At 42.5% G+C, this 26,601-nt stretch carries 20 protein-coding genes; 18 read left to right on the forward strand and 2 right to left on the reverse strand.

Annotated elements, in window-relative coordinates; genetic code table 11:
- Positions 1 to 33: 33 nt before the first annotated feature.
- Genes DESYODRAFT_RS05050 through DESYODRAFT_RS05060 form a run of 3 tightly spaced genes read left to right on the forward strand, consistent with a single transcriptional unit; the run spans position 34 to position 2,241 of the window.
- The gene (locus DESYODRAFT_RS05050; RefSeq protein WP_042338237.1) at positions 34 to 570 is read left to right on the forward strand and encodes a biotin transporter BioY; all 537 of its coding nucleotides are present in this window, start codon (positions 34 to 36) and stop codon (positions 568 to 570) included.
- Between the two features lie 15 nt (positions 571 to 585).
- Positions 586 to 1,464, forward strand: coding sequence for an energy-coupling factor transporter ATPase (locus tag DESYODRAFT_RS05055; protein WP_042339347.1), 879 nt, complete (start codon positions 586 to 588; stop codon positions 1,462 to 1,464).
- Entirely contained in the window at positions 1,465 to 2,241 is a 777-nt protein-coding gene (locus DESYODRAFT_RS05060; protein WP_007780282.1) for an energy-coupling factor transporter transmembrane component T family protein, read from the forward strand.
- A 47-nt stretch (positions 2,242 to 2,288) separates the two neighbouring features.
- Here the strand turns inward: DESYODRAFT_RS05060 and DESYODRAFT_RS05065 are convergent, their stop codons facing one another.
- A complete protein-coding gene (locus tag DESYODRAFT_RS05065; RefSeq protein ID WP_007780285.1) occupies positions 2,289 to 4,391 on the reverse strand; it encodes a sigma-54-dependent Fis family transcriptional regulator in 2,103 nt (700 codons plus the stop codon).
- A gap of 155 nt (positions 4,392 to 4,546) precedes the next feature.
- Positions 4,547 to 5,350 carry a biotin--[acetyl-CoA-carboxylase] ligase gene (locus tag DESYODRAFT_RS05070; RefSeq protein ID WP_007780288.1) on the reverse strand — a complete coding sequence of 268 codons (804 nt, stop codon included), beginning with the start codon at positions 5,348 to 5,350 and terminating at the stop codon, positions 4,547 to 4,549.
- Between the two features lie 419 nt (positions 5,351 to 5,769).
- Between DESYODRAFT_RS05070 and DESYODRAFT_RS05075 the strand changes: the two genes are divergently transcribed.
- From DESYODRAFT_RS05075 to DESYODRAFT_RS05145, 15 genes are all read left to right on the forward strand, one after another.
- Positions 5,770 to 6,927, forward strand: coding sequence for an acyl-CoA dehydrogenase family protein (locus tag DESYODRAFT_RS05075; protein WP_007780289.1), 1,158 nt, complete (start codon positions 5,770 to 5,772; stop codon positions 6,925 to 6,927).
- Positions 6,928 to 7,092: 165 nt separating this feature from the next.
- On the forward strand, positions 7,093 to 7,938 hold the full coding sequence (locus DESYODRAFT_RS05080) for a 3-hydroxybutyryl-CoA dehydrogenase (RefSeq protein WP_007780291.1): 846 nt from the start codon (positions 7,093 to 7,095) through the stop codon (positions 7,936 to 7,938).
- 70 nt (positions 7,939 to 8,008) lie between these two features.
- Positions 8,009 to 9,187: an acetyl-CoA C-acetyltransferase gene (locus DESYODRAFT_RS05085; RefSeq protein ID WP_007780293.1), complete on the forward strand. Its 1,179-nt coding sequence runs from the start codon at positions 8,009 to 8,011 to the stop codon at positions 9,185 to 9,187.
- A 627-nt stretch (positions 9,188 to 9,814) separates the two neighbouring features.
- Complete coding sequence (locus DESYODRAFT_RS05090; RefSeq protein WP_007780295.1) at positions 9,815 to 10,204, forward strand: hypothetical protein; 390 nt, start codon at positions 9,815 to 9,817, stop codon at positions 10,202 to 10,204.
- Positions 10,205 to 10,752: 548 nt separating this feature from the next.
- Complete coding sequence (locus DESYODRAFT_RS05095) at positions 10,753 to 10,893, forward strand: hypothetical protein (protein ID WP_007780297.1); 141 nt, start codon at positions 10,753 to 10,755, stop codon at positions 10,891 to 10,893.
- A gap of 20 nt (positions 10,894 to 10,913) precedes the next feature.
- A complete protein-coding gene (locus DESYODRAFT_RS05100) occupies positions 10,914 to 12,026 on the forward strand; it encodes a sodium ion-translocating decarboxylase subunit beta (RefSeq protein WP_007780299.1) in 1,113 nt (370 codons plus the stop codon).
- Between the two features lie 174 nt (positions 12,027 to 12,200).
- Positions 12,201 to 12,413 carry an acyl-CoA carboxylase biotin carboxyl carrier protein subunit gene (locus DESYODRAFT_RS05105; RefSeq protein WP_007780301.1) on the forward strand — a complete coding sequence of 71 codons (213 nt, stop codon included), beginning with the start codon at positions 12,201 to 12,203 and terminating at the stop codon, positions 12,411 to 12,413.
- A gap of 132 nt (positions 12,414 to 12,545) precedes the next feature.
- Complete coding sequence (locus DESYODRAFT_RS05110) at positions 12,546 to 14,336, forward strand: acyl-CoA carboxylase subunit beta (protein ID WP_007780303.1); 1,791 nt, start codon at positions 12,546 to 12,548, stop codon at positions 14,334 to 14,336.
- 423 nt (positions 14,337 to 14,759) lie between these two features.
- Positions 14,760 to 16,034 (forward strand): ArsB/NhaD family transporter, encoded by a 1,275-nt coding sequence (locus DESYODRAFT_RS05115; protein WP_007780305.1) that lies wholly within the window; start codon positions 14,760 to 14,762, stop codon positions 16,032 to 16,034.
- A 121-nt stretch (positions 16,035 to 16,155) separates the two neighbouring features.
- Positions 16,156 to 16,998 carry an enoyl-CoA hydratase/isomerase family protein gene (locus DESYODRAFT_RS05120; RefSeq protein ID WP_007780308.1) on the forward strand — a complete coding sequence of 281 codons (843 nt, stop codon included), beginning with the start codon at positions 16,156 to 16,158 and terminating at the stop codon, positions 16,996 to 16,998.
- A gap of 694 nt (positions 16,999 to 17,692) precedes the next feature.
- On the forward strand, positions 17,693 to 18,850 hold the full coding sequence (locus DESYODRAFT_RS05125) for an acyl-CoA dehydrogenase family protein (protein ID WP_007780310.1): 1,158 nt from the start codon (positions 17,693 to 17,695) through the stop codon (positions 18,848 to 18,850).
- Between the two features lie 97 nt (positions 18,851 to 18,947).
- Positions 18,948 to 21,059: a sigma-54-dependent Fis family transcriptional regulator gene (locus tag DESYODRAFT_RS05130; protein ID WP_007780312.1), complete on the forward strand. Its 2,112-nt coding sequence runs from the start codon at positions 18,948 to 18,950 to the stop codon at positions 21,057 to 21,059.
- 268 nt (positions 21,060 to 21,327) lie between these two features.
- Entirely contained in the window at positions 21,328 to 22,329 is a 1,002-nt protein-coding gene (locus DESYODRAFT_RS05135; protein WP_007780314.1) for a TAXI family TRAP transporter solute-binding subunit, read from the forward strand.
- Positions 22,330 to 22,345: 16 nt separating this feature from the next.
- Entirely contained in the window at positions 22,346 to 24,340 is a 1,995-nt protein-coding gene (locus tag DESYODRAFT_RS05140) for a TRAP transporter permease (protein ID WP_007780316.1), read from the forward strand.
- A 129-nt stretch (positions 24,341 to 24,469) separates the two neighbouring features.
- Positions 24,470 to 26,587 carry an acetate--CoA ligase family protein gene (locus DESYODRAFT_RS05145; RefSeq protein ID WP_007780319.1) on the forward strand — a complete coding sequence of 706 codons (2,118 nt, stop codon included), beginning with the start codon at positions 24,470 to 24,472 and terminating at the stop codon, positions 26,585 to 26,587.
- Positions 26,588 to 26,601: the final 14 nt, after the last annotated feature.

Raw genomic sequence — 26,601 nt, forward strand, 5'->3', positions numbered from 1 at the left:
CCCCTGTCGTCTTATGGAGAGGAGATTAAGAAGATGGATGAAACTAATAATTCTTTACGGCGCATGGTCTACGCCGCTATGTTCGGGGCCTTGACGGCAATCGGTTCCTTAATAGTCATCCCCTTGCAGCCATTGCCCATTACCCTGCAGACGCTTTTTACAGGTTTGGCAGGGGTTCTGTTGGGTGGGGCTACAGGTGCGTTGAGCCAGATCGTTTACGTACTTTTGGGTGTAATCGGTTTACCCGTCTTTGCCGGTGGTAAAGCTGGTCTTGGGACGCTGATGGGTCCTACCGGCGGTTACCTGATTGGCTTTATTATAGGAGCTTACGTAATCGGTAAACTCGTTGAAGCAAGGAAGGAACCGGGTTTAGTATGGTTAGGATTTTCCTTGGTTGTAGGAAATCTAGTGATTTATGCCTTAGGAGTTGCACAGCTTTCGTTTGTTGCACACTTATCCGTAGCAAAGGCCTTGATGGTAGGTGTAGTACCTTTTATAATTGGTGATCTTCTCAAGCTAGTGGCTACTGTTTTGATCTCCCTTAAATTACGTAATATTATTAAACGATAGGGAGCGGTCATGATCATGAAAACTATGATTAGAGTCCATAACCTGACTTATACCTATGAAAAAGGACGCCCCCCTGTCCTTAAAGATATTAATCTTCAGATAGGTGAGGGAGAGTATATTGCAATTATCGGTCCCAACGGTTGTGGCAAGACCACTCTCATTCGGCATTTTAATGCCTTACTGCTTCCTTCAGCCGGTGAAGTACAGGTCGGTGAGTTCAATACCAGGGAAACGAAGCACCTTCGGGAAATCCGGCGTAAGGTCGGTATGGCCTTTCAGAATGCCGATAATCAGATCGTCGGTATGAGCGTGGAGGAAGACGTAGCCTTCGGTCCTGGTAATTTAGGGTTGCCGTCTGCAGAAGTACGGCGGCGGGTAGACCAGGCTCTCGCTACGGCAGGTTTAACCGAGCTGCGGACCCGGCCTCCGCATACCCTTTCCGGAGGTCAGAAACAACGTTTAGCTTTGGCTGGCTTGCTGGCTATGGAACCTGAATTTATCGTGCTTGATGAGCCTACTGCTTCTCTGGACCCTGAAAGTAAAAAGAAAGTATCACAATTATTAAAAACATTAAATTCCCAGGGGATAGGCATTGTCCATGTGACCCATAGTATGGATGAGGCAACTTTAGCTGACCGGGTGCTGGTACTGGATCAGGGTGAATTGGTTGCTGATGGAAATCCAAGGGATATATTGAGCAGGGTGGACTGGCTTAAATCACTCGGTCTGGCCCCGACCTATATTACTGAATTGATGTGGCGGCTGCATCAGGCAGGAATAGACGTGAATACCAGTATTTTTACAATTGACTCTGCGGTCGAGGAAATTGCTTCCCTACTGAAGCATCACAAGAATTCTTCCAGTCGAGCTAAACTACCCGGGAAGGTGATGTAAATGTATAGACTTGGGCAATACATTTATCTTGAATCACCGGTGCATAGACTGGATCCCCGGGTTAAAATCATAGCTGTGATAGCACTTAGTATTATTATTTTTCAAGTAAATGTTGTTGGACTCTTAGTTGTCAGCGGCATGGTACTTGCGTTATCGCTGCTTGCCCATCTTTCCACGGGGGCGGTTTTAAAAACGGTTCAGCCGGTACTGCCCCTTTTTTTCATTCTATTCTTACTGTATATCTTTTTCACCCAAGGGAGGCCATTGCCACCGTTTCCTATTGGCCCGGTGCAGATCAGTTACGAGGGCTTAAATCTGGGAATTGTACAGGTCTGGAAGTTTCTGCTGCTAGTGTTGGCTGCATCGATTTTGACTATGACCACCATGCAATCGGAGATTACTATGGGCTTGGAACGACTATTGCGGCCCATAAGGGTTATTGGAATATCCTCTCATGATATAGCCATGTTGATATCTCTTGCTCTAAGGTTTATGCCAACGCTGCTCGATGAGATGAACAGTATCAGCCAGGCACAATTGGCTCGGGGCGCTAATTTCAATCCCAGTCGTTTGAGCGGGAAAATTAGGGCGATCGGTTACCTGGCAGTGCCTTTGGCTGTGAATGTCTTTCGACGGTGTGATGAGCTGGTGGATGCTATGGAGGCTCGAGGATATCAGCAGGGCCACCGTACCTATTTGCGCGAGCTAATCTTAACCCCCGGCGAATACGGTTTAATACTGGGGATTATCGCTGCATTGATAGTGGTCGTGGTATGAAAAAAACGCCAAAAACGTCCCGGTCGGGAGGTTTTTGGCGTTTTCCATTAACACAGGCCGTACTTGCCAAGCTTTTCATAAAATGCCGAACGGCTCATTTTAAGGAGGCGGGCAGCGGCACTTTTGTTGCCATTCGCTTTTTTGAGAGCTACTAAAAGCATTTCTTTATCAACATCGTTTAAGACTGCCCGATAGGAAGATGGTTCATAGGCTTTTTGATTAAATTGAAAGATCTGAGCAGATAAGTGTTCGATGCCTATTTCACCTTCCCAGACATAATTAGCAGCCCGCTCGATGGCATTTTCAAGTTCTCTTATATTACCTGGCCAGGAATAAATAAGTAAAGCATCCCGAGCAGCCTTATTGATCCCCACGACGTTTGCTCCTAAGATTTCGTTATATTTAGTAATAAAAACTTCGGCTAAAGGTATTATGTCTTCGGAACGTTCCCGGAGTGAAGGGAGGCTGAACTGGATTACATTAAGACGATAATAGAGATCTAGTCGAAAGGTTCCCTCTTTTATAGCTTCCCGTAGATCTTTATTAGTGGCGGCTATAATACGAACATCCACTTTTTCAGGACTGACTCCGCCGACCTGCATAAATTCTTTATCCTGCAATACCTGCAAAATCTTGGCCTGGATCGACAAAGGCATGTCGCCAATCTCATCAAGAAAAATTGTTCCCTCGTGGGCTTGGGTGAAATATCCGATTTTCCCCTTCTTGGAGGCTCCGGTAAATGAACCTGGAGTATACCCAAAGAGTTCGGATTCTAACAGAGATTCTGGGATAGCTGCGCAATTAACTTTTACGAAGGGATGATTTGCGCGGGGGCTGGCGGCATGGATCGCATGGGCAAACATATCTTTACCGACACCGCTTTCACCTGTCAGCAGAACCGTTGAACTGCTGCGTGCAATACGCTGGGCGTCCTTTTTCATTTTTGTAAAGGCCGGATTTTTGGAAACCAAGTTATCAAAACTGTTCCCATGCTTTTCAAGTTCATCGCGATAATACTGGATTTGTTGCCTTAAAGAAAGCCATTTGCGGGCTATTTCTTCAGTGAGTCTGTTATCATCAAGATAGATTGTACTGACGACCCCCACAGTCCGGGTCTCATCATCGATAACTTTGTTAATCGGTATATGTGAAACTATGCAATTTCTATCCTTAATACTGCACACTTCGACTTCAGCGACTCCAGTTTTACTTACCTCAGCGGGAACTGCGCTTGATAAAAGTTTTTTAATCGGCATTCCTGCCATTTCTTCCGTTGTATTTCCGATTAGCCGGCAGCCGCTCGCATTAACATATTTAACAGATCCGGAAATGTCCGAAACAAAAACACCATCAGAGGTAGCATTTAGAACACCGTCCAGATTGGTCTGTAAATCCTTAACTATTTCCAGTTCCCGGGCCATTTCCTCCATATCGGATATATCTACAAACGCTATTTTTGTACCAATCTGGATATCATTTGCAAGGATCGGTACTTGGCTGACAATGACCGGAAGGGATTGGATTATTTGCTTTACCCCACGGTTACGCCCATTAAACAGCTTAAGATCAGGAAGCACATGTTCTAGGAGTAACCCTTTGACTTCAGAGGAGTTAAACCCAAACATCGTTTCTGCAACAGGATTAATCCGTAGAATTTTGCCGGTATTATCGATGACGATAATTCCTTCATAATCAGCATTGAATATAGACTCAAGTAAAACGTGAGATGTGATAATTACTTTTTGACTTCCCCGAAGATATTCTGCCGTGCCTATCATACCAACCGGCTTGTTTTCATGATCAACCGCTACCACATAATCAACGAGGCTCTTGCTGGTGCGTACAGCCATTGACATGTCATCATAGCATAGGTCGGATGATATGGAGACTGGCTGATAAATAATATAAGGCGTGCAAGGATCATCTAAACTTGAGCCATCCAGCAGTGCCCTATATAATCTTTTTTTAGGAAAAACCCCAGTCAGCTTGCCATCATTATCAACAACCGGCAGAGTATCCAGCCTGGAATCTTGATAATGTTGGACTACAGTCCTTAGGGAATCGTCCGGATGAAGAACAATAAAGTTTTTACTCATCATTTGTTTAACGGTGAGCCATGATGTGTAATTTAAGTTTTCAGGAACCATCATAATGCTATTCTCCTCCCGTAGCAAAAGAGTACTTACATATGCTGGGTCTTTTTGATTATACTATAGATTCATGCCGTATAAAATGAATATTCTGTAAATGGCTGTTTGTTTAAGGAAATCATCAATGATATCAACAGGAAATATCGTGGGCATTATCAATTGTTTCGAAGACTGACATCCTCTGCAAGGAACTCCTGCAACGATCCGTCGGATAAGCGCACGATAAGTCCGCCTTTTTCACTTACATCGACGGCCAATCCATCAAGGGAACCATCCCTTTTATTAATGGAAACCTTTTTTCCTATAGTTACATTGTTCTCGAGCCATTTACTGCGGAGATAGGGATGCCCTTCTTTCATAAAGCTTTGCAGATGTTCGTCCCAACTGGTAATAAACTGTTTAAGCAGGCTTATTCGTGAAACTCTTTGGCCCAGTTCTATGCTGAGAGAAGTGCCGGTGTCCTTACAATCGGGAGGAAGTTGGTCTGTATTTAGATTCACATTTAAGCCTAAACCTATGATTACGTGCTCAACATTAGTTCTCGAAAAACTAGTTTCCGCGAGTATACCACATACCTTTTTGTTGTTGATATAAATATCATTAGGCCATTTAATTCCAGCTGTACAACCGGTGACCTTTTTAATGGTTTCTGCGACAACGACTGCCGTCAATAGAGTGAGCTGAGGTATAAATTGCACGCTTATTTTAGGCCTCAACAGCATGGACAGCAAAAGTCCTTTGCCAGGCGGGCAGAACCATTTGCGCTGCATCCTGCCGCGACCGGCGGACTGAGTTCCGCTGATAACTATGGTGCCTTCTCTTGCTCCAGATTTAGCCATTTGCTTGGCAATACTGTTAGTGGAGCTTACCTCTCGATATATATGAAGTTCCTTGCCTAAAAGGTTAACGTGCTTATGAGGTAGCCAAGTCTCGTCATGGCTATGTACATTTTTCGGCAAAACCTTGATCCTCCTTAGGATTTAATGGGTAATTGAAATAAAAATACCATCTCTTATATCTTCCGTCAATTAGTAAAGATAAACTTGGGCTGACCTTAGGCAAATGTGTTCATAAAACCGGAAAGAATGTACGGTTAACCAGACAATTATATTGACCTATCAGAATTTACTTAAACGTTAAATCACCTGGGGAATTTAATATTTTTGATGAGTACAGGCATTGTCGGTTATCTTATGAAGTTAATCACAAGTTGGCACATATATTGCATTGTTTTACATCAATTGATGGAGGTGAAATCGCAGAGCCGGTATTATTTCTGTACTATCGGAAAGTGTAAACTTTTTCTTAATGTACTGATATTCCCGTGGTTACGCCGAAAGCAATAACGTGACATATTAATATAAGGGAGTGGAGAACAATGCATTTTGGATTAACTGAAGATCAACAAATGATACAGGAAATGGCTCGTAACTTTGCTCTGAAAGAAATTGCTCCTTTTGTTGAACAGGATGAAGAGAACCATTTTTATCGTAGAGAAATCCTGACCAAATTGGGAGAATTAGGTTTGTTAGGCTGGAGTATACCTGAGGAGTACGGCGGAAATGGTATGGGCTGGATGGAAGCTGTTCTGGCCCTGTATGAAATCTCTAAGGTTCATACTTCCTGGAGACTGAGCGTCAGCGGTAACTGCTGGGGTCCTGCTATGACGATCAATCACTATGGCACTGAAGAGCAAAAGCAAACGTATATTCCCGGTTTGGTGGCTGGTACGTCAGTCGGAAGCTTTGCTATAACCGAAGCTAATAGCGGTTCGGATGTAGCTAGTATGAAAACCTTTGCCGAGGATAAAGGGGACCACTGGTTGATTAATGGTTCCAAAATGTGGATTTCCGGAGGACACACTTCTGATGTCGGACTTCTCTATGCCGTTACTGAAAAGGGAGCAGGCTCTAAAGGACTGTCCTGTTTTATTATTGACTACAATAACACTCCTGGCGTTACTAGAATTCCTATTCACACGAAAGTCGGAATGTGGCCTGCACCAACTTCGGAATTAGTGTTTGAAAACGCAGTAGTTCCGAAAGAAAACCTCTTAGGACCACTTAACAAAGGTTTCCAAATTTGCATGTGGATGTTAAACAATACTCGCATGGGTTGCGCTACCGGTTCAGCGGCCTTGGCTGCAGCTTGCTTAGAGGGTGCAGTACAATATGCCAATGAACGTACACAGTTTGGCAAACCCATTGGTAAGTATCAAATGATTCAGGCGCAACTGGCTGAAATGAAACTAGAAGATGAAGCCGCCAAATATCTTGTTTATCGCGCTGCATGGCTGAAAGATAATAATCTGCCCAGTCAGCAAGCAACATCAATTGCTAAGCTATATGGCTGTATGGCAGCTGTTCACGGTGCCAATATGGCTATGAAGATTTACGGATCCTATGGTTATTCAACGGAATATCCGTGTGGAAGATGGCTTCGTGATGCCAAGCAGTTTGAAACTCTCGAAGGAACTTCCAACATTCATATGCAGATTATCTCTGGTATTGAACTTGGTTACCAGCCTAACCGCTAATGACTAATTATTATTTCCGAGCTTTGGCAAAAAAATGCAAGCCCTTGCAGTGCAAGGGCTTGCAAATTAATTATAAATAAAATAAAGTTTTAGCTAAGGGAAGGTTAGTCGTTATAAAATGTTTGAATATTTCAACCTTAGAAAATTTAAAATGGAGGGGTAATTGTGAAAACAATCATGGTCATAGGGGCCGGACAGATGGGAGGCGGAATTGCCCAGGTAGCTGCTCAAGCAGGCTATTCTGTCATTCTTAATGATATTAAGGATGAATTTGTCCTGAGAGGTCTGAGCATCATCGATAAAAATCTCAGCCGCAGTGTTGAAAAAGGGAAACTGACCGCGGAAGATAAAGAGACTATTTTAGGCCGCATCACTAAATCAACCTCGTTGCAAGATGCAGCAGCTGCAGACCTGGTCATCGAAGCAGCCGTGGAAAATATGGCAATAAAATCCCAAGTGTTTTCTCAACTTGACGTCATTTGTCCGGAACACACAATACTTTCCACCAATACATCTTCGCTGCCTATCACTGAAATTGCAGCATTCACTAAACGACCCGACCGAGTCATTGGTATGCATTTTATGAATCCCGTTCCGGTTATGAAGCTTGTTGAAGTTATTCGCGGCTTGGCAACCAGCGACGAAGTCTATAAAACAATTGAAACCTTAAGCATAGATATGGGCAAAACCCCGGTAGAAGTCAATGATGCTCCTGGATTTGTGGCCAACCGGGTCCTCATTCCTATGCTCAATGAAGCCATCTTCACCCTCAATGAGGGTATCGCTACCGTAGAATCTATTGATAATGTCATGAAGTTAGGCATGAATCATCCAATGGGCCCCTTAGCTTTGGCAGATCTAATCGGGCTGGACACCGTCTTATCCATAATGGAAGTTTTGCATGAAGGTCTGGGTGATAAGTATCGCCCATGCCCATTACTCCGTAAATACGTCAAAGCAGGCTGGCTGGGACGGAAATCAGGTCGTGGTTTCTATAACTATCAGGTCTAAGATCTGCTTAACAACCATTTACCATTCGAGGTTGAGAAGGTATTGAATATCTATGAGGGGGATGACTATCATGAGAGAAGTTGTTATCGTAAGTGCTGTTCGTACGCCCGTAGGTTCTTTTTTAGGGGCATTAGGTCAACTGGCGGCGGCTGATTTAGGGGGTATTGTCATCAAAGAAGCCATTAAAAGAGCTGGTATTACCCCTGATCAGGTTGATGAAGTTATTATGGGTAACGTGATACAAGCTGGACTGGGACAAAATACTGCTCGCCAAGCGTCACTTAAAGCGGGAATACCTCAGGAGGTTCCTTCATGGACCCTTAACAAGGTCTGTGGATCTGGAATTAAGTCTGTCGTTTGTGCTGCACAGGCCATTATTGCCGAAGATGCTGAGATTGTGGTAGCAGGTGGGATGGAGAGCATGTCTCTGGCACCCTATGCGCTCCCCAAAGCACGTACCGGGTATCGTATGGGTAATAACAGTATTATTGATACTATGATTATTGATGGCTTAACTGATGCAATGAACAATATTCATATGGGTTTAACGGCTGAAAACATCGCTGACCAGTTTGGTTTTTCACGCGAAGAACAAGATCAATTTGCATTATCCAGTCAAAATCGTGCAGAAGCAGCGATTAAAGCAGGAAAGTTTGCAGAGGAAATTGTACCTGTGTCTATTCCACAACGTAAAGGAGATCCCATTGTTGTCTCTCAGGATGAATTTCCACGTTTTGGTGCTACCTATGAAGGTCTGGCTAAGCTGAAAGGCGCTTTCAAAAAAGATGGAACAGTTACTGCAGGGAACGCATCGGGGATTAATGACGGAGCCGCTGCTGTCGTCGTAATGTCTAAATCTAAAGCTGTGGAGCTTGGTTTAACACCTTTAGCTACTATCACTTCGTGGGGTTCAGCCGGTGTCGATCCCTTGATTATGGGGACAGGCCCTATTCCGGCAAGCCGTAAAGCCTTAGAAAAAGCCGGTCTTAAAATCGAAGATATTGATCTTGTGGAGGCAAACGAGGCTTTTGCTTCCCAGGCGTTAAGTGTGGTTAAGGAGTTAGAACTGGATAGGGCGAAAACGAATGTAAACGGCGGAGCGATTGCTATTGGTCATCCTGTGGGTGCTTCCGGAACCCGCATTCTCGTCACTTTATTGCATGAAATGAAACGTACAAATGCTCATCGGGGCTTGGCTACACTATGTATCGGCGGAGGACAAGGGATCGCCCTGATTGTAGAACGTTAGGATATTAAGCGAGCCTATAAACCAGCGTAAGATAAATAAGAAAGGAAGGGGAGATCTGCGTGCAGAGCCCCTTCTTTTCTATTTGCTTGTCAGGACATTGTTCATAATATTGTGTCCTGTATTCCTTTTGTTATCATGTGTCCTGGAAACACAACAGTACAAGAAACTATTTACATTTAAAAGATAAGTAGGATTAATATGGTAGTTGAATTGAGTCGGAAATAAAAAATAGTCCAATTTTTAGGTTAGTATGATAGAAATAATTGAGTTTAAAGGATGGTTTTCTTATAAAACAAAAATTCAGATTTTTATTGAAGTGCTGATTATTAATCTTCAAATAGGTTCTTGATGAAACTGGCATACGTATTGCATTATTTGTTGAATATTCCTAGGTGCCAAATAACCAACAAATCAACCCAGTATACTTAGATAAGAATGGTAATCAAATTTAATTACGCACATTATAAATCATAAAATATACTAATTCGGCGAAGGCAGCATAAAGATATGAATTATGATTCAATTTATCAGTTTGTACTTGTCTTGTTTTAGTATCTTATAGCGATTTATTGATATATTATAATTTCGCTTAATTTAGACGGGAGTTCTGAAAAGGAGTTGTCTGGGATGTATCAAGTTCAAAGCAAAGAAGTTAACTGCAGAGTCTGTGGCAAGTCAGTTTTAGAAAATGCTTATCATTGTCCGCATTGTAGTGTTGGCGCTCCAGGAATTCAGAGCAGATGTCCTAAATGTAAATCGGAGAACTATGTCTATCATAAATATGGCTATGCCTTTATGCGTGCTCTCTTAGCTACTTGTATTTGCGGCCCCCTCGGTCCCATCTTTGGTTTTGTAGGCTATAACAGAACTGAATGTATCTGTCTGTCCTGTAATCAAGGATGGTTTCCCTATCAAAAGGATGAACTACTCGGCCCCTTTAACACCTTTGTTGGCGAAGAAGGAAAAATGAGCAGAAAGTTCAAGAAGATCCCAGCTAGCATCTCAGCCCAGTTGTAAGAGCATCCTTGCAGGGCAAGCAGAGATAAATAAGGACGTATGGGCAGCGCTTTGAGCTTACCATACGTCCTTTATTAATCTTATGTTTCTTTATTGATGTCTTTGTCCATTTGTCCATTATAAACAGGCGAATCTGTACTGAAAACACAACAGTAAATGTGATCTCACCCCTTCAAAAAGCTTGAACAAGTAATAAAGAAAGATATTTCTGAAATTACATGAAATTCCTTTAATTAATATTTTAACGTATTCCTTAAGTATGGCAGAGTTTATAGTAGTTTAAACGGGTCAAGCAAATTTGATCTTGGAAACTGGCATGCATATTGCATTAATATATTTGCAAGAAATAGAGTGGTTCTTTAAAAGGCGTTGGAACTGATTGGTTGCAGGAGGTGAAAAAATAATATTAGTTTGCTTATGGCAGGGATGAGCTTAATCAGATAAACCTATAGGGCTATTGATTTAGTACTTATAGTTTGTTTAACCAACAGACAGTCTGAATGATCAAGGTTAAGTAAAGGAATTGAGAGCCAGGAAGGGGGGGGAATATGTCATTGCCGCTCGTTACGTTTATTTCAGGAGTATCAGGGGTCTTTATAGTCATGGTTTTCTTGCAGATAATGGTTAGCTTGAGCTCTAAACTTGCTATTGCAATCGAAAAGAAAAATGAATCTGCTAAACAAAATTAATAAATAAGTAGGTGTCACAAATGGAGCTTTTCCAAAACATGTGGACTTCGATGGCATTCGATAACCTCTACTGGGGTAATATTGTTATGTGGGCTATAGCGTTCGTATTTATCTATCTGGCTATTAAGAAGGGCTTTGAACCCCTGCTTTTATTACCGATAGCATTTGGTATTCTTTTAGTTAATCTTCCCTCAGATATTATGACGCCTAATCAAGGACTACTTTGGCGTTTCTACCATTATGGCGAAGAGTGGGCTATTATTCCTCCCCTAATCTTCCTAGGGATAGGAGCAATGACCGATTTTGGTCCGGTTATTGCCAATCCTAAGACGCTGCTCCTTGGTGCAGGAGCTCAAGGTGGAGTATATGTTACTTTCTTTGGAGCACTGGCCCTGGGCTTCAATGTTGACCAAGCAGCTGTTATCGGAATTATCGGCGGTGCTGACGGCCCGACAACGATTTTTCTGGCCTCAAAACTGGCACCGGAAATGATGGGTATCTGCGCGGTAGCTGCCTACTCCTACATGGCTCTGGTACCGGTCATCCAACCTCCGGTCATGAAATTATGTACCACTGAAGCTCAGAGAAAGATCCGCATGAAATCCTTACGTAAGGTATCCAAACTGGAAAAAATATTTTTCCCAATTATTACAGTCGTAATTATTACTTTGGTTGTACCGGATGCAGCAGCACTGATGGGTATGTTCTGCTTTGGTAATCTACTGAGAGAATCTGGGGTAGTCGATCGTCTGAGTCTTACGGCTCAAAATGAGTTGATGAATATCGTTACTATTTTTTTAGGAATATCCGTTGGTGCAACAATGCCGGCCGAGGTGTTTTTAAGTCCTAAGGTTATCGGTGTATTTGCATTAGGCTCGGTGGCATTTGCTGCCGCTACGGCATGCGGTATAGGGTTGGCACACCTTATGAACTTGTTCTTAAAAGAAAAGATCAATCCATTAATTGGTGCGGCAGGTGTTTCAGCGGTTCCTATGGCAGCTCGGGTAGCTCATAAATTGGGTTCAGAAGCAGATAAGAAGAACTATCTTTTAATGCATGCCATGGGGCCAAATGTAGCCGGTGTTATTGGCACTGCAGTGGCGGCAGGTATGTTCATTAGCGTTTTAAAGTAAGCCAAAGTTGTTCTAAGTTAAGGTGATTATCCGAAAGTCTGCAGAATCATTAACTAAGTCAAAAAGAAAAGTTTATCCGGTTAAAGGTATAATGACAATTAACCGGTGCAGAGGATAATCCTTTAATGTTAGATATAATTATTAATTAATAAAGGTATAAGGAGGAAAAATAAAATGGCAAACATCGAAAGCCCAATGGCAGGTAAAGTATTTCAAATTCTCGTTAATGTAGGAGACACTATTGCTGAAGATGATGAAGTAATCATTCTCGAAGCGTTAAAAATGGAGAATCCTGTTTATGCCCCCGAAGGCGGCGTCGTAAAAGAAGTCCAGGTTAAAGAAGGCCAGCAAGTTGGCGAAGGGGATGTCCTCGTAGTTTTGGAATAGTTTTTTGAGAAAATATGAGCTAACTTGGAAGTTGAGTGAGAATTCAACTTCCAAGATGTTTTACACCTAAAGAGTTTAAATGCGATAGTTCTACGGGTTATGTATTACTATTGCAATTAAAAGGAGTGGTTGATGGTGAGTGAATTTGGCTATTCGATGCCTAGATATTTCGAGAAAATGGATGATTTGGGTAAGCCTTTAAAAAAGGTTAATGCCAAGAATGTCGATGAACTGTTAGCCGTTGAAGCTGAAATCGATGCTGAGGCAGAACGGATTAAAAACGGCGGAAAGCCGACTGAAAAGGTCAATGCCAGCGGAGAGTGGACAGCATGGCAGCGAATTGAGTACTTAGTCGAACCAGGTACTTGGTGTCCGCTGCATACGATCTATGATCCTGCCGCCAATGAAGAAGGCACGACCGCGGTGATCGATGGAATTGGCAAAGTTAACGGCCGATGGGTGGTGGTGATCGCCTCGGATAATAAATATTTGGCAGGTGCCTGGATTCCGGGACAGGCTGACAATATCACAAGAGTCACTGACATAGCCAAGAGGATGAATCTTCCGTTGGTTTGGATCTTGAACTGCAGTGGTGTTAAACTGAGCCATCAAGAAGAAGTATATCCGAATCGAATCGGCGGAGGGACGCCTTTCTATCGCCATACCGAACTGGAGCAAATGGGTCTGCCGGTCATCGTAGGTATCTACGGAACGAATCCAGCCGGCGGCGGATATCATAGCATCAGCCCTACCATTTTGATTGCTCATGAAAAAGCGAACATGGCTGTTGGTGGTGCCGGAATTGTTGGGGGTATGAGCCCGAAAGGTTATGTGGATGAAGAAGCCGCCCAGGCCTTAATCGATGCTACTCGCGGCTTTAAATCAACTCCCCCGGGAAGAGCCGTGATTCACCACAGAGTGACGGGTTTCTTCCGGGAAGTAGCAGAAAGTGAAGAAGGGGTTCTGGACAAGATTAAAAAGTATGTAGGGGCGCTGCCCGCCTATAACCCGGAATTCTTTAGAGTAGCTGATCCAGCCAAACCTAAATTCTCAGGTGAAGATCTGCGTACGATCGTTCCCACCAATCAAAGGAGAGGATACGATATTTACGAAGTCTTAGCCCGCCTCTTTGATAACAGCGAGCATAAGGAATACAAGCCGGACTTTGGCTTGGAGATGTACACTGGAATCGCCAAAATCGATGGATTACTGTGCGGCTTTATTGCGAACAAACAAGGGGTCTTAAAAAACTACCCGGAATATACCAAAGAGTATATCGGCATTGGTGGTAAACTGTATCGTCAGGGCCTGATCAAGATGAGTGAATTTGTGACTCTGTGTAATCGTGACAAACTGCCGATTGTCTGGATTCAGGATACGACGGGTATTGATGTTGGGGATATTGCGGAATCGGCCGAACTCCTAGGGTTAGGGCAGTCGTTGATTTATTCTATTCAAAATACAGATATTCCACAGATGGAAATCACACTTAGAAAAGGTACTGCTGCTGCTCACTATGTACTAGGCGGACCACAAGGCGGCAAAACCAATGCCTTTAGTATTGGGACCGCAGCTACAGAGATCAACGTCATGCATGGAGAAACGGCTGCAGCAGCTATGTATTCACGTCGATTGGTGAAAGATCAAGATAGTGGCAAACCCTTGGATGGTACTATTGCTAAAATGAATGACCTGATTAAAGCTTACAGGGAAAAATCGAAACCGGCCTTCTGTGCTAAGAAAGGTTTTGTGGATGAAATTGTAAAGATGCCGGAACTGCGCAACTATATTAAGGCATTCGTAGGAGGAGTCTATCAGAATCCAAAAGCGATTTGCCCAATCCATCAAATGATTATTCCAAGGGTTATTAAAGATCACATGGATGTCTATGTGAATAAGAGCACGGCAAGAGATAGTGAATAGTAGCCCATTCTATAAATAAAAGCGAGCTGTTTAGCGGCTCGCTTTTATTTATAGAATGGGCTAAACTTCTAATTGACTGGTTTTTAGGTATGCCTTAAATAAAGTATGGAAAACTGGACAATATGTACGAAGAACTGGACAATTTAAGTAAAAATGATCTTTGAGGATTGTTTGTTCATAATAGTTTGAACATTTCAGTTGCATAGAACGCTCAAATTTCTAGATGTTTAGTGAAAAAAATTTTCTGATTTCTATTTACTGTATGAAGCGAATTTTGGCATGATTATTGCGACATGTAATATTATGAAAAATGAAAAAGTGGATTTTGGAGGGAGGTATTATGGCAAATCCAAGGCTTCAAGTTAAAAAGTCTTATATTAAAGTTATAAGTGTGATGATTTTAGCTTATAAAGGAGGATAAAAATGCAGGCTTATACAGCGATTATTGTCTTTATCATTGTTTATGCTTTAATTCTCTCAGAAAAAGTTCATCGAACGATTGCCGCTTTACTTGGAGGTATGTTACTTATTCTTTTAGGAGTGTTAACACAAGAAAAAGCAATTGAACATATCGATTGGAATACTCTAGGGCTATTGGCTGGTATGATGATTGTGGTGGGGATTACGCGCCGCACAGGAGTTTTTGAGTACTTAGGTTTAAAGGCAGTTCGGTTGGCCAAAGGGGAACCGAGTCGGATCCTGATTTATTTGGCCAGCGTCACGGCCTTACTCTCGGCGTTCCTTGATAATGTTACAACAGTTTTACTTATTGTTCCGATCGTTTTTAGCATTAACGAAAAACTCAAACTCAACATTATTCCTTTTTTAATAGCAATGATATTTTCCAGTAATGTTGGTGGGACAGCTACTTTGATAGGGGATCCTCCCAATATTATGATTGGAAGCCAAACACATTTAGGATTTATGGATTTCATGATGAACTTAGCACCCGTGGTCGTCGTCATCCATATTGCAACAATGGCAGTTTTTTATATAATATACCGTAATAAAATGAACATTTCGAATGAGCTTAAAGCAGATCTCATGAAGATCGAACCTCTAACGGCAATCAAAGATTCAGCTCTTTTAAGAAAGTGTCTGGTTGTACTCAGTCTCATTCTAATCGGTTTTTTCACACATCAATCCTTAGATTTAGAATCTGCGACGATTGCTTTATCAGGTGCCTCTCTCTTGATGTTTATTACTAGGGAAGATCCGGAAGAAGTATTATTGACCATTGAATGGCCTTCGATTTTCTTCTTTATTGGTCTCTTTATTGTAGTAGGTGGTCTGATTGAGACCGGGATTATTAATAGCATGGCTCAGTGGGCCGTTACGGCTACTGCCGGAAACTTTACTTTTACAGGGATGCTGATTTTATGGTTTTCTGCTATAGCTTCTGCCTTTGTCGATAATATTCCGTTTGTGGCTACGATGATTCCCCTGATTCACCAAATGGGCTCATTAGGAGGACTTTCGCCAACTGACTTAGAACCTCTCTGGTGGTCATTATCGTTGGGAGCCTGTTTAGGGGGCAACGGAACACTCATTGGAGCTTCAGCTAATGTTATTGTCGCAGGTATGGCCGAGAAAAATGGAGTCCACATCCGTTTTATTGGGTTTATGAAATTTGCGTTTCCCTTAATGCTGCTTTCAGTTTTTATTTCGATGATTTATTTGCTCATGTTTTATTTTTAACATCGGTTCCTTTTCTGGAGTGTAGGATCAAATCTATCAGGGCATTAGATAGATGATCATAGGGATTAGTGCATCTATTTATTTCCGGCAGAATCTGAATATAAACAGAGGAGATGAAAAAATGAACCGAAATACTGAAAATAGCCATTTGCTTTATCAGAGAGATGGTTTTTTAGCAAGAATCATACTCAATAGACCGGAAAAGTATAATGCCTTTTCCTTGCCAATGATCCAGAAATGGGCTGAAGCACTACAGGATGCACAAGAAGATCAAACCATAAGGGTGATTGTGGTGACTGCCAACGGTAAGGCTTTTTCAACGGGTGGTGATGTCGAAGCCATGTCAAAAGGAACGGGATTCATCGGCTGTGATGAGGAAGGTGTGACATGGGGTGATAAAGCCATTGATCGCAAACGGGCTTTGACGAACTATATTCATAAAATTGCGTTAACATTAGAAATGATGGATAAACCTGTGATTTGTGGTATTAATGGAATGGCAGTAGGAGCGGGCCTTGATATGGCTTTAATGTGCGATATTAGAGTCGCCGCAGAAGATGCCCGGCTGTCCGCAGGTTATGTGAAAGCAGGTATAGTGCCGGGTGATGGAGGTGCCTTCTATTTGCCGCGTTTGGTAGGAGTTGCTAAGGCTTTAGAATTCCTATGGACGGGAGATTTTATCTCAGCCCATGAGGCCAAAGAAATGGGTATGGTTAACAAAGTCGTTCCTGCTCTGGAATTAGAACAAGCTACCTTAGAGTTGGCTGGGAAAATTGCCGACTCCCCTCCAGTATGCGTTCAAATGATTAAGCGAGCAGTGTATTCTGCTCAACGAACGAACGACTTGCGGACGGCATTAGATCTAATTTCTTCACAAATGGCGATTGTTTCCGAAATGTCCGACCATAAAGAAGGATTAGCTGCGCTCAAAGAGAAGCGCAAACCGATTTTTACGGGTAATTAAATAATAATTTCATTATGAATTCCATACTCCTTTTTCTCAAACCAGATGAGGGTTAACTATTAGTTTCTGGATTATCGGAAAGAAATGCAATAGGAAGAATTATCCTGTATTTGATTTATTAATCATGAGAAAACGTTAAGGACCCTTGAAATAGCAGTTAAAGTAAAGCACGTTGGCGTGAAATCAGGAACATTAAGACAACAATAGAATGTCATAATAATCCATGTTTGAGACACCCATTTTTTGAAAATGGGTGTCTCACGTATTGTCTATGCTAAAGCTTAACGTTTGTTCCTTACCAGATGTTTTAGCAAGGAACGAATACGTCACAAAGGTTATTCAGATAGTTCGTTGTATATTCTCAAAACTACATATTTAATTGTCAATCGTACACCTTTGGAAATTAAAATTTCCTATTGCGCAGGTGCATATATTATTGAAATATTCAGACTAGTGGGATAATGTGATTCATAATAATTAGTAATTAATTATGCGCAGTCGCAAGAGATTGAGAAGACCTTCGTGAGTTAATTATGCAAATAAGCATAATTGCTTATAAAGTTTTTAAGGTGTTGGATATAGTCAGTTAATTGAGATGAGGTGATATATGTAGACCAGCTAATTTTCCTATTATGCTCACAAGGAGGCCATGAAGGTTGAGCAAACTACATGGACGATTGGGAGGGGGACACAAATGGATTTTGGATTAACCGAAGAACAAAGAATGGTTCAAGAGATGGCTCGTGATTTCGCTGAAAAGGAAATTGCTCCCTTTGTTGAAGAAGATGAGGAAAATCATTACTATCGCAGAGAGATCTTATCAAAGATGGGCGAGTTGGGACTATTAGGGTGGAGTATCCCAGAAGAGTATGGTGGAAATGGCATGGGTTGGATGGAAGCCGTTGTAGCTTTATACGAAATAGCAAAGGTTCATACTTCCTGGAGGCTAAGTATCAGCGGCAATGTTTGGGGACCGGCGATGACGATTAATGAATGGGGGACTAAGGAACAAAAACAAACCTATATACCACGGTTAGTAAGCGGCGACGCTGTAGGCAGTTTTGCAATGACTGAAGCCAATACCGGCTCTGACGTAGCTAGTATGAAAACCTTTGCCGAAGACAAGGGCGATTACTGGTTAATGAACGGTTCTAAAATATGGATATCAGGAGGTCACACCAGCGATATAGGACTTGTTTATGCGGCAACGGAAAAAGGCGGAGGAACTAAAGGAATCTCTTGTTTTATCATTGATTACAATAATACTTCGGGTATTACAAGAATTCCAATTCTCAAGAAAGTGGGCATGTGGCCTGCTCCGACTTCCGAACTAGTGTTTGAAAACGCAGTGATTCCAAAAGAAAATCTCTTAGGTCCACTTAATAAAGGTTTTCAGATTTGTATGTGGATGTTGAATAATACTCGTATGGGCTGCGCTGCAGGTTCGGCGGCACTTTCTGCGGCCTGTTTGGAGGGAGTGGTTCAATATGCCAATGAGCGCACCCAATTTGGTAAACAAATTGGAAGATATCAAATGATTCAGCAGCAGATTGCGGAAATGAAATTAGGGGATGAAGCGGCTAAATGTCTTGTGTATTGGGCCGCTTGGCTCAAAGAAAACAAATTGCCAAGCCAACAAGCAACATCGATCGCAAAACTATTCGGATGTAATGTAGCAGTTCATGCAGCAAACATGGCCATGAAAATCTATGGTTCCTATGGTTATTCTACTGAATATCCTTGCGGGAGATGGCTTCGTGACGCGAAGCAGTTTGAAACCCTTGAAGGAACATCCAATATTCACATGCAGATAATTTCTAAAATCGAACTTGGCTACCAGCCAAACAGGTAGTCGTTATGACGAACTGCATATTAGATATGTTGAGTGTCTCGGAATCATTTAGTAAAAGGGATTAGTGATATCAAGTTTTTATCGGGAGGAAAATAATTTGCTGCGTGTCGGCCAAGTAATGTCACGGCTTTCTGCATGTCTTTATAGTTATCATACTATTGGGGATGCATTAACCTTAATACGGGATAAAAAGGTGACTGGATTACCGCTGCTCAACGATAAGGGTCGTTTGTTGGGTATGGTCACCAAAGAGCAGATTTTTGAAAAGGGTCTTGAAAAGTTCAAAGCGGAGAATAAGGCAGTTGATTATTTAACAACAAGCTTCCTTCCTCTAAAGGAAGATGCCTTGTTGGAAGATGTTAAGGATTTGCCGTTTGATATTTACCCGGTGTTGAATAACCAAGAGGAAATTACCGGAGTGGTGAATAAATACTCGTTGGTTCAGGCTTATCTTCAACAGGTTCAATTACGCAGTCAAGAACTTGAGGCGGTGTTTGACTCAGCGCACAATGGAATTTTGGCTATTAATAAACAAGGAATTATAACATCCATTAACCCAGCGGCCGAAAGGCCAACCCGTTCGAACAAAAAGGAAGCGGTTGGGCGGTTTTTAAACGATATTATTATCCCAACAGGTCTCCTAGATGTTGTTCGAAGTGGAATACCTGAATTTGGGGCTAAATTCCAAGTGGGTCGCAGATTGTATATTTCTAATCGTACCCCGATTGTTAAAGACGGGGAAGTGGTAGGAGCGGTCGGAGTTTTCCAAGATGTTTCCGAGATAGAAAAAGTACTGCAGGAACTGAGAAGCGTTAAGCAGCTTAACGAAGAACTCCAGACGATTATTGCTTCTTCCTATGATGGGTTAATCATATGTGATCGACAGGGTGAAATTCTGCGCTGCAACCCTGCGGTGGGAAGAATATTAGAAGTCTCTTGGGCTGATCTGGTGGGGAGACCGTTTAAAGACCTCGTGGATAGAGGTGTCTTTCAAAATAATATTATCCATCTCGTTAAAAAACAGGCGGGGCTTGTAAGTCTTTTGGAAAGACCATTTGCAAAGCATACTCTGGTTATTACAGGAAATCCAGTCTATGGTGATGAAGGGGAAATTGTAAAGATTGTCATTAACATAAGAGATATGAGTGAGCTGTTATTTTTGCGGGAAGCCCTTGAGGAAAGCAGACAACTCTCTGAAAAATACCAGTCGCTAATCGCTCAGATGAGGAATAATCACGAAAACGGTAACGAGTTGAGGTCCTGTTCCGTTATCATGAACAATGTCATGGACCTAGCCACTAGGGTAAGTCAAGTAGATTCACCCGTCGTATTAATAGGGGAGCAAGGAGTGGGCAAGGAAGACATTGCTAAACTAATTCATTTTAACAGCAAACGTTCCAAAGGTCCCTTTTTCAAACTGAATTGCGGATCCCTTCCGAATCATTTATTAGAGATTGAGTTATTTGGCCAAGGAATCTCTGCGGATAATGGAAATACGGGAAAAGCCGGGGTCTTCCAGCTGGCAGAAAAAGGATGTGTTTATCTTGAAGAGGTTGATAAAATGCCTCTAAATCTACAAAGCCGTCTGCTTAGGATACTTCAGGATAAGACAATACGAATTCCGGGTGAAAGGGAAATTGTTTCCGTAGATGTAAGAATAATTGCCAGTACAATTAGACCTTTGAAGGATTTAGTGGAAAAGTGTCTTTTCCGAGCAGACCTCTATTTTAGTCTTAATGTAGTTCCTATCAAAGTTCCAGTCCTGCGGGAGCGCAAAGAAGATCTTATTCCCCTTGTTCATTTCTATCTGGAGAAGAACAATAAGCGCCATGGATTGGAAAAGGTTTTTTCTCCGAAAGCATTTCAACTATTTTTAAACTATCCTTGGCCAGGCAATATCCGAGAGATGGCAAACCTCATAGAACGTCTGGTAGTTACTTCTAACCAAAAGATTATTTCTGCAAGAGAAGTTGACCTCGTCCTTTATCAAAAGGAACAAAGCCCGCTTAGTTCGGTCACAGTAGCCGGAGTAATTCCCCTTAGGAAAGCGATCGATGAACTGGAAGAAAAGCTAATTAGGTTAGCAATGAAACAGTATGGAACAACTGTCAGAGCTGCAGAGGCTCTAGAGGTTAATCAGTCCACAGTAGTGCGGAAGTTAAAGAAGTTAAAAACTATGCGGGAGGATGACGCACTGTCAGATATCTAAAATCAAAGTAGGCGCTATCGGAAAAGATGTGATAATGATTGAGAAAAGGGAAAATTTTTTGAGCTAAATTATATGAAAATTCAAAACATTATAATATCAGATGATTTATTCTTTGTTGTTCAATATTTAAACGCCTATTTAACATAAAATCAGCTTCAATACTCCATGTTTATAAAGATTATAAACAAGAAGGGGGTGCGTAAGGACGCAAAATGGACAATAAAGTTTGTTTTAATCCCAGTTAAAATTTTAGAGGAGGGAAAATTCAATGCGTAAAATTCTATGTTTAATAATGGTTATTGCTATAACTCTTGCAATGTCTGGGTGTGGAAGTCAAGGTGCCCAGGCTCCGGGTCAGGATACTGGAAAAGTTGAAAAAGTGAATATTGCCACGGGTACAACTTCTGGAGCTTATTATCCTATTGGAAATGCCATGGCTAAAATATGGACGGACAAGGTTCCCGGGATTAAAGCTTCGGCCCAGTCAACCGAGGCAAGTGCAGCGAACATGAACTTTTTGCAGCAAAAGGAAGTTGATGTAGCGTTCACAATGGCCAATGTTGCAGTATACGCTTATGAGGGTCAGGATACGTTTACAGGACGGCCTAACAAAGACCTGCGTGGTATGACGTTTCTATACCCTAATGTGACGCAGATTGTAGTGCGTAAGGATTCCGGAATCAACTCGATTAAAGATCTTCAAGGAAAGAGATTTGCCCCAGGTGCCACTGGGAGCGGAACAGTTACAAATTCCAAGGAAGTCCTGGATAGCTACGGCCTAAATTTCTGGGATAAGGATAACAGTAATGTTAAAGCTGACTATGTTGGATTTACTGAGGCAAGTGAACTATTGAAAAATAAGCAGGCGGATGCCGCGAATTTTTCAGGCGCAATGCCTTTAGCTGCGATCATGGATGTCTCCAACTCTATTGATATCAAGCTGATTTCTCTTGAACCGGAAATGATTAAGGCGATCATTGACAAATATCCTTTCTATTACGAATATGTCATTCCTAAAGGCACCTACAAGGGGCAGGAGGAAGATGTGCACACTGTAGCATTAGCCAATCTATTAGTTACACGGGCTGATCTCAGCGAAGATCTCATCTATAAACTTACAAAAGGTATTTATGAAAATTTACCTGATCTGTTAACAGCCCACGCGATCACCAGCAACATCAAGAAAGAAGATTCTAGTAAAGGAATGGGTCCTTTGCCGTTGCACCCAGGCTCGATTAAGTACTTCAAGGAAATTGGCGTGATGAAGTAAAAGGGGGTCAAGCTGCATGAGTAACTTACAGGGAAAGAGTGGCGAGCAACAGATCGCTCCATTGTCAGCAGATGAAATTGCTTCAGAAGAAGTTGTACAGGAACTTTTGGAGAAATACGATAAAGAATCACAGATTCGAAAGTTTAAGCCAAAATCAAAACTCGCATTGCTAGTCTCTGCTATAGCTATTTCATTTTCTCTTTTTCATCTGTGGGTAGCAGGTTTTGGGGCGATTGAGGCCATTAAGTTACGATCCATTCATTTGACCTTTGTCATGGTGCTGATTTTCCTGCTTTATCCAATCCGCAAGAAAGGGATGAAAGGCAAACCGGGAGTTTTAGACTGGGCTATGATTGCTCTTAGTCTAGTAGCTGGTCTCTATATGGTATTTGCCAACGAGCAATTAGCAATGCGTGGAGGTCTGCCAATTACTCGGGATTATATCATGGGCGCGTTAGGTATCTTTGTCGTTTTCGAAGCGGGACGTCGCTGTCTTGGAAAAGAGTTGCCGATCCTTGGCATAATATTTCTCCTTTATGCCTATTTCGGACAATACATTCCAGGCTCCTTTGGACACAGCGGCTTCAGCCTGAAACGTATTATTGCCCACATGTACGTAGGTTCTGAAGGAATCTTTGGTGTAGCACTCGGTGTTTCGGCCACGTTTATTTTCCTATTTATACTTTTTGGTGCTTTCCTGGGAGAAACGGGGATGGCTAAATTGATTAATGATTCGTCAATGGCGTTAGCCGGAACCTCACCGGGTGGACCGGCGAAGGTCGCTGTAGTTGCCAGTGGGATTATGGGAACCATCAGTGGCAGTGCGGTTGCTAACGTAGCGACAACAGGTGCATTTACCATTCCTTTGATGAAAAGCATAGGCTATAGACCCCATTTTGCCGCGGCAGTGGAAGCGGTTGCTTCCACTGGGGGGCAGTTCATGCCCCCGATCATGGGTGCAGCCGCATTTATCATGGCGGAGTTTTTGAATATTCCCTACAAAGATATTATGATTGCTGCTCTGATACCGGCTTTTCTTTACTACTTAGCTGTGTTTTCGATGGTTCATTTAGAAGCGATTAAGACTGGCTTGGTTGGCGTGTCCCGTGATAAGTTACCTATTATGAAACTGGTCATCAAGGAGCGGGGACATCTTATATTGCCGCTTATAGCCATTGTTTATCTGCTTGTTCAAGGTGTTACTCCAACGTTTGCAGCTTTCTATGGGATTCTGGTCGCGATAGGGGCTAGTTTCTTGCGCAAATCAACTCGGATGAGTTGGCGCGGCTTTTTAATGGCTTTGGAAATGGGGGCTAAAGGCAGTATTAGTGTAGCTATTGCTACGGCGGTAGTAGGCTTTATCGTAGGAGTTTCCTCTCTGACTAGCCTTGGCATAACGCTTGGAGACAATATGCTGGCCTTTGCTCACGGCAACCTATTTGCAACCTTGGTACTGACGATGATTACAGCCATAATTCTAGGCATGGGGATGCCTACCACAGCGGTCTATATCGTGGGCGCAACCATTGCAGCGCCTGCTCTTCTTAAACTGGGGGTTGCTCCTTTGGCCGCTCATCTGTTCGTATTCTACTTCGGCAATATCTCTAATGTGACCCCGCCGGTGGCCTTAGCAGCCTTCACAGGAGCTGGGATTGCTGGTGCAAGTCCAAGTAAAGTAGGGTGGGCCGCGGCCCGTTTAGCGGCAGCTGGGTTTCTGATCCCCTATATTTGGATCTATTCACCGGCTTTAATCGCACAGGGGAGTATGGGGCAAATTCTAGGGGCGCTCTTAACTGCCACAGTAGGAGTTATTGCATTAGCCTGTGCAGTTCAGGGGTATATGCTGAAAACGACAAATATTATCCAGAGAGGCCTATTGTTCGTGGCTGCTTTTGGCTTGATTAAGCCAGGATTAATTACAGATACAGTTGGTATTTCAATATTAATCATTGTGTTCCTCTGGCAACGATTCCAACGTAATTCAGTAAAGACTGAGAGTGTTAACGTTTAGTGTTTATTAAACTCAAGCTTGAAGACGGAATTTATTAAGGTTATCTAACAGTCCGGACTTAATGGCCTGTCGGAACACTGGTGGGCTATTAAGTCAACTAGAGATTTAACGTTGGAAAGGAGTACAGGAATGCGATATTTCATGGACCCCACAGGTTTAGCTATTATAGGAGCCAGCCAGGATTTTAAGACGATAAACGGTAAAATTCTTAAGTATTTATTAAAGCATAACTATCAGGGACAGATTTATCCAGTCAATCCAAAGTACCAAGAAATTGCCGGGTTGGCTTGTTATGCTTCGGTGGAAGCAATTCCGGAACAAGTCGATTTAGCGCTAATTGCCGTAGCTGCAGCTCGGGTGCCCGGGATTTTGAAAGATTGCGGTACGAAAGGAATCAAAAGGGCTGTCATCTTTTCGTCAGGTTTTGCTGAAATTGGTGGGGAAGGAAAGAAGATTCAGGAAGACATTATCAAGGTCGCCCAAGAATTCCGGATGAGGCTGATTGGTCCTAACTGCCTGGGTATCCTGAATACGTCTACCGGGTTGATTGCTTCTTTTAGTGCATCGATGGAACTGGATAGCATTAAGACAGGCCCGGTGGCTTTAGTATCTCAGAGTGGGGCAGTTGGTTTTATGCTTTTTAATTTATTGCAAGAGGCTGGGGTTGGGGTTAACTTTGTTGTCACCACGGGTAACGAAGCGGATGTGACTGCCAGTGAAGGTTTGGACTATGTCGTGGAAAACCCAAACACGAAAGTTATTCTTACTTATTTGGAAGGGTTAAGAGACGGAGAGTCTTTTAAAAGGACTGCTGAGAAAGCTGCAGAGCTCGGAAAGCCTATTATTGCTCTGAAAGTCGGGAATTCTGCCAGCGGTCAAAAAGCAGCTGCTACGCATACAGCAGCTTTAACTGGATCCGGGGCAGCTTATAAAAGTTTCTTTGATAAAATGGGCATTATTCAGGCCAAAGATAGTGATGATGTCATCGATTTAGCCCAGGCCTTCGTGCCGGGAAAATTACCGGAAGGGGCCAGGATAGGGATAGTAACAATGTCAGGTGGAGTCGGTATTTTGCTGGCTGATCGTTGCGAAGAATGGGGCTTGCAAGTACCACAATTAAGTCAAGCTTTACAGGAAGAAGTAAGTAAGGTCATCCCAGCCTTTGGTTGTGCTCAAAATCCTGTTGATGTAACTGCCCAATCCTTAAACCAGGGAGAAGAGTTCAAAAAGTGTTTAAAAATCCTTTTAGCGTCAGATGAACTGGATATGCTGATTGTAGCCATTACTATGGCTACTGGAAAATTGGCCGAAAAGATTGGCCAGGATATAGCCGAAGCGGCTTTGGATACAGATAAGCCTCTAGTCGTCAGTTGGAGTGTAGGACAAGTAGCTAAACCGGGATTTGATGTTTTAATAGATGCGGGAATCCCCCTCTACCACTCTCCAGCCCGGGCAGCTAAAGTTATGGGAGCTTTATACCAATATGCTAATTTTAAACGTGAGTGGAAAACAATTATAGCAGAAGAAATTAACCTAGACAGACAGGCTAAAATTCAGTGTGCCCTAAGAGAAAGCGGCAAAGCTTTGAGTGAACACGCTACAAAAGAATTATTAGAACTCTATGGGCTCCCAGTGACGAAAGAATATGTCACCAAGAGTGTGGAGGAAGCCATAGAAATAGCAGAAAAAATGGGTTACCCAGTTGTCATGAAGATTGATTCTCCTGATATTTTGCATAAAACTGAAGCTGGGGGAGTTGCCGTAAATATCAGTTCGGCAAAACATGTAGAAGTTAAATTTAATGAAATTATGGAAAAGGCCAGGGCTTATAATCCTCAAGCTAAGGTCAATGGAATTTTAATACAAGAACAAGTACCTTCAGGGGTGGAGGCAATTATTGGCCTTCAGAGAGATCCGGTTCTAGGCACGCAGATCATGTTTGGTCTCGGCGGAATCTTTGTGGAAGTGCTTAAAGACGTGGTATTAAAACCAACACCTTTAAGCCGTGAAGATGCTATTGAAGTGTTAAATGAGATCAAAGGTGCTGCTCTCTTAAACGGGGTCAGGGGCAGACAGGCGGTCGATAAAAAGGCTTTAGTTGAAATCTTGCTTGGTGTCAGTCAGTTAGCGGTAGAGGCTGGTGAAGATCTGCTCAGCCTCGATATTAACCCAGTAACAGTTCTTCCTCAAGGTCAAGGTGCAAAGATTTTAGATGGAGTGCTGGTGAGTTCACGAGTGAAGAAATAGACAGCAAAAGGGCT

Origin of the sequence: Desulfosporosinus youngiae DSM 17734 (assembly GCF_000244895.1) — a bacterium.
In the GTDB taxonomy this organism is placed as follows: domain Bacteria; phylum Bacillota; class Desulfitobacteriia; order Desulfitobacteriales; family Desulfitobacteriaceae; genus Desulfosporosinus; species Desulfosporosinus youngiae.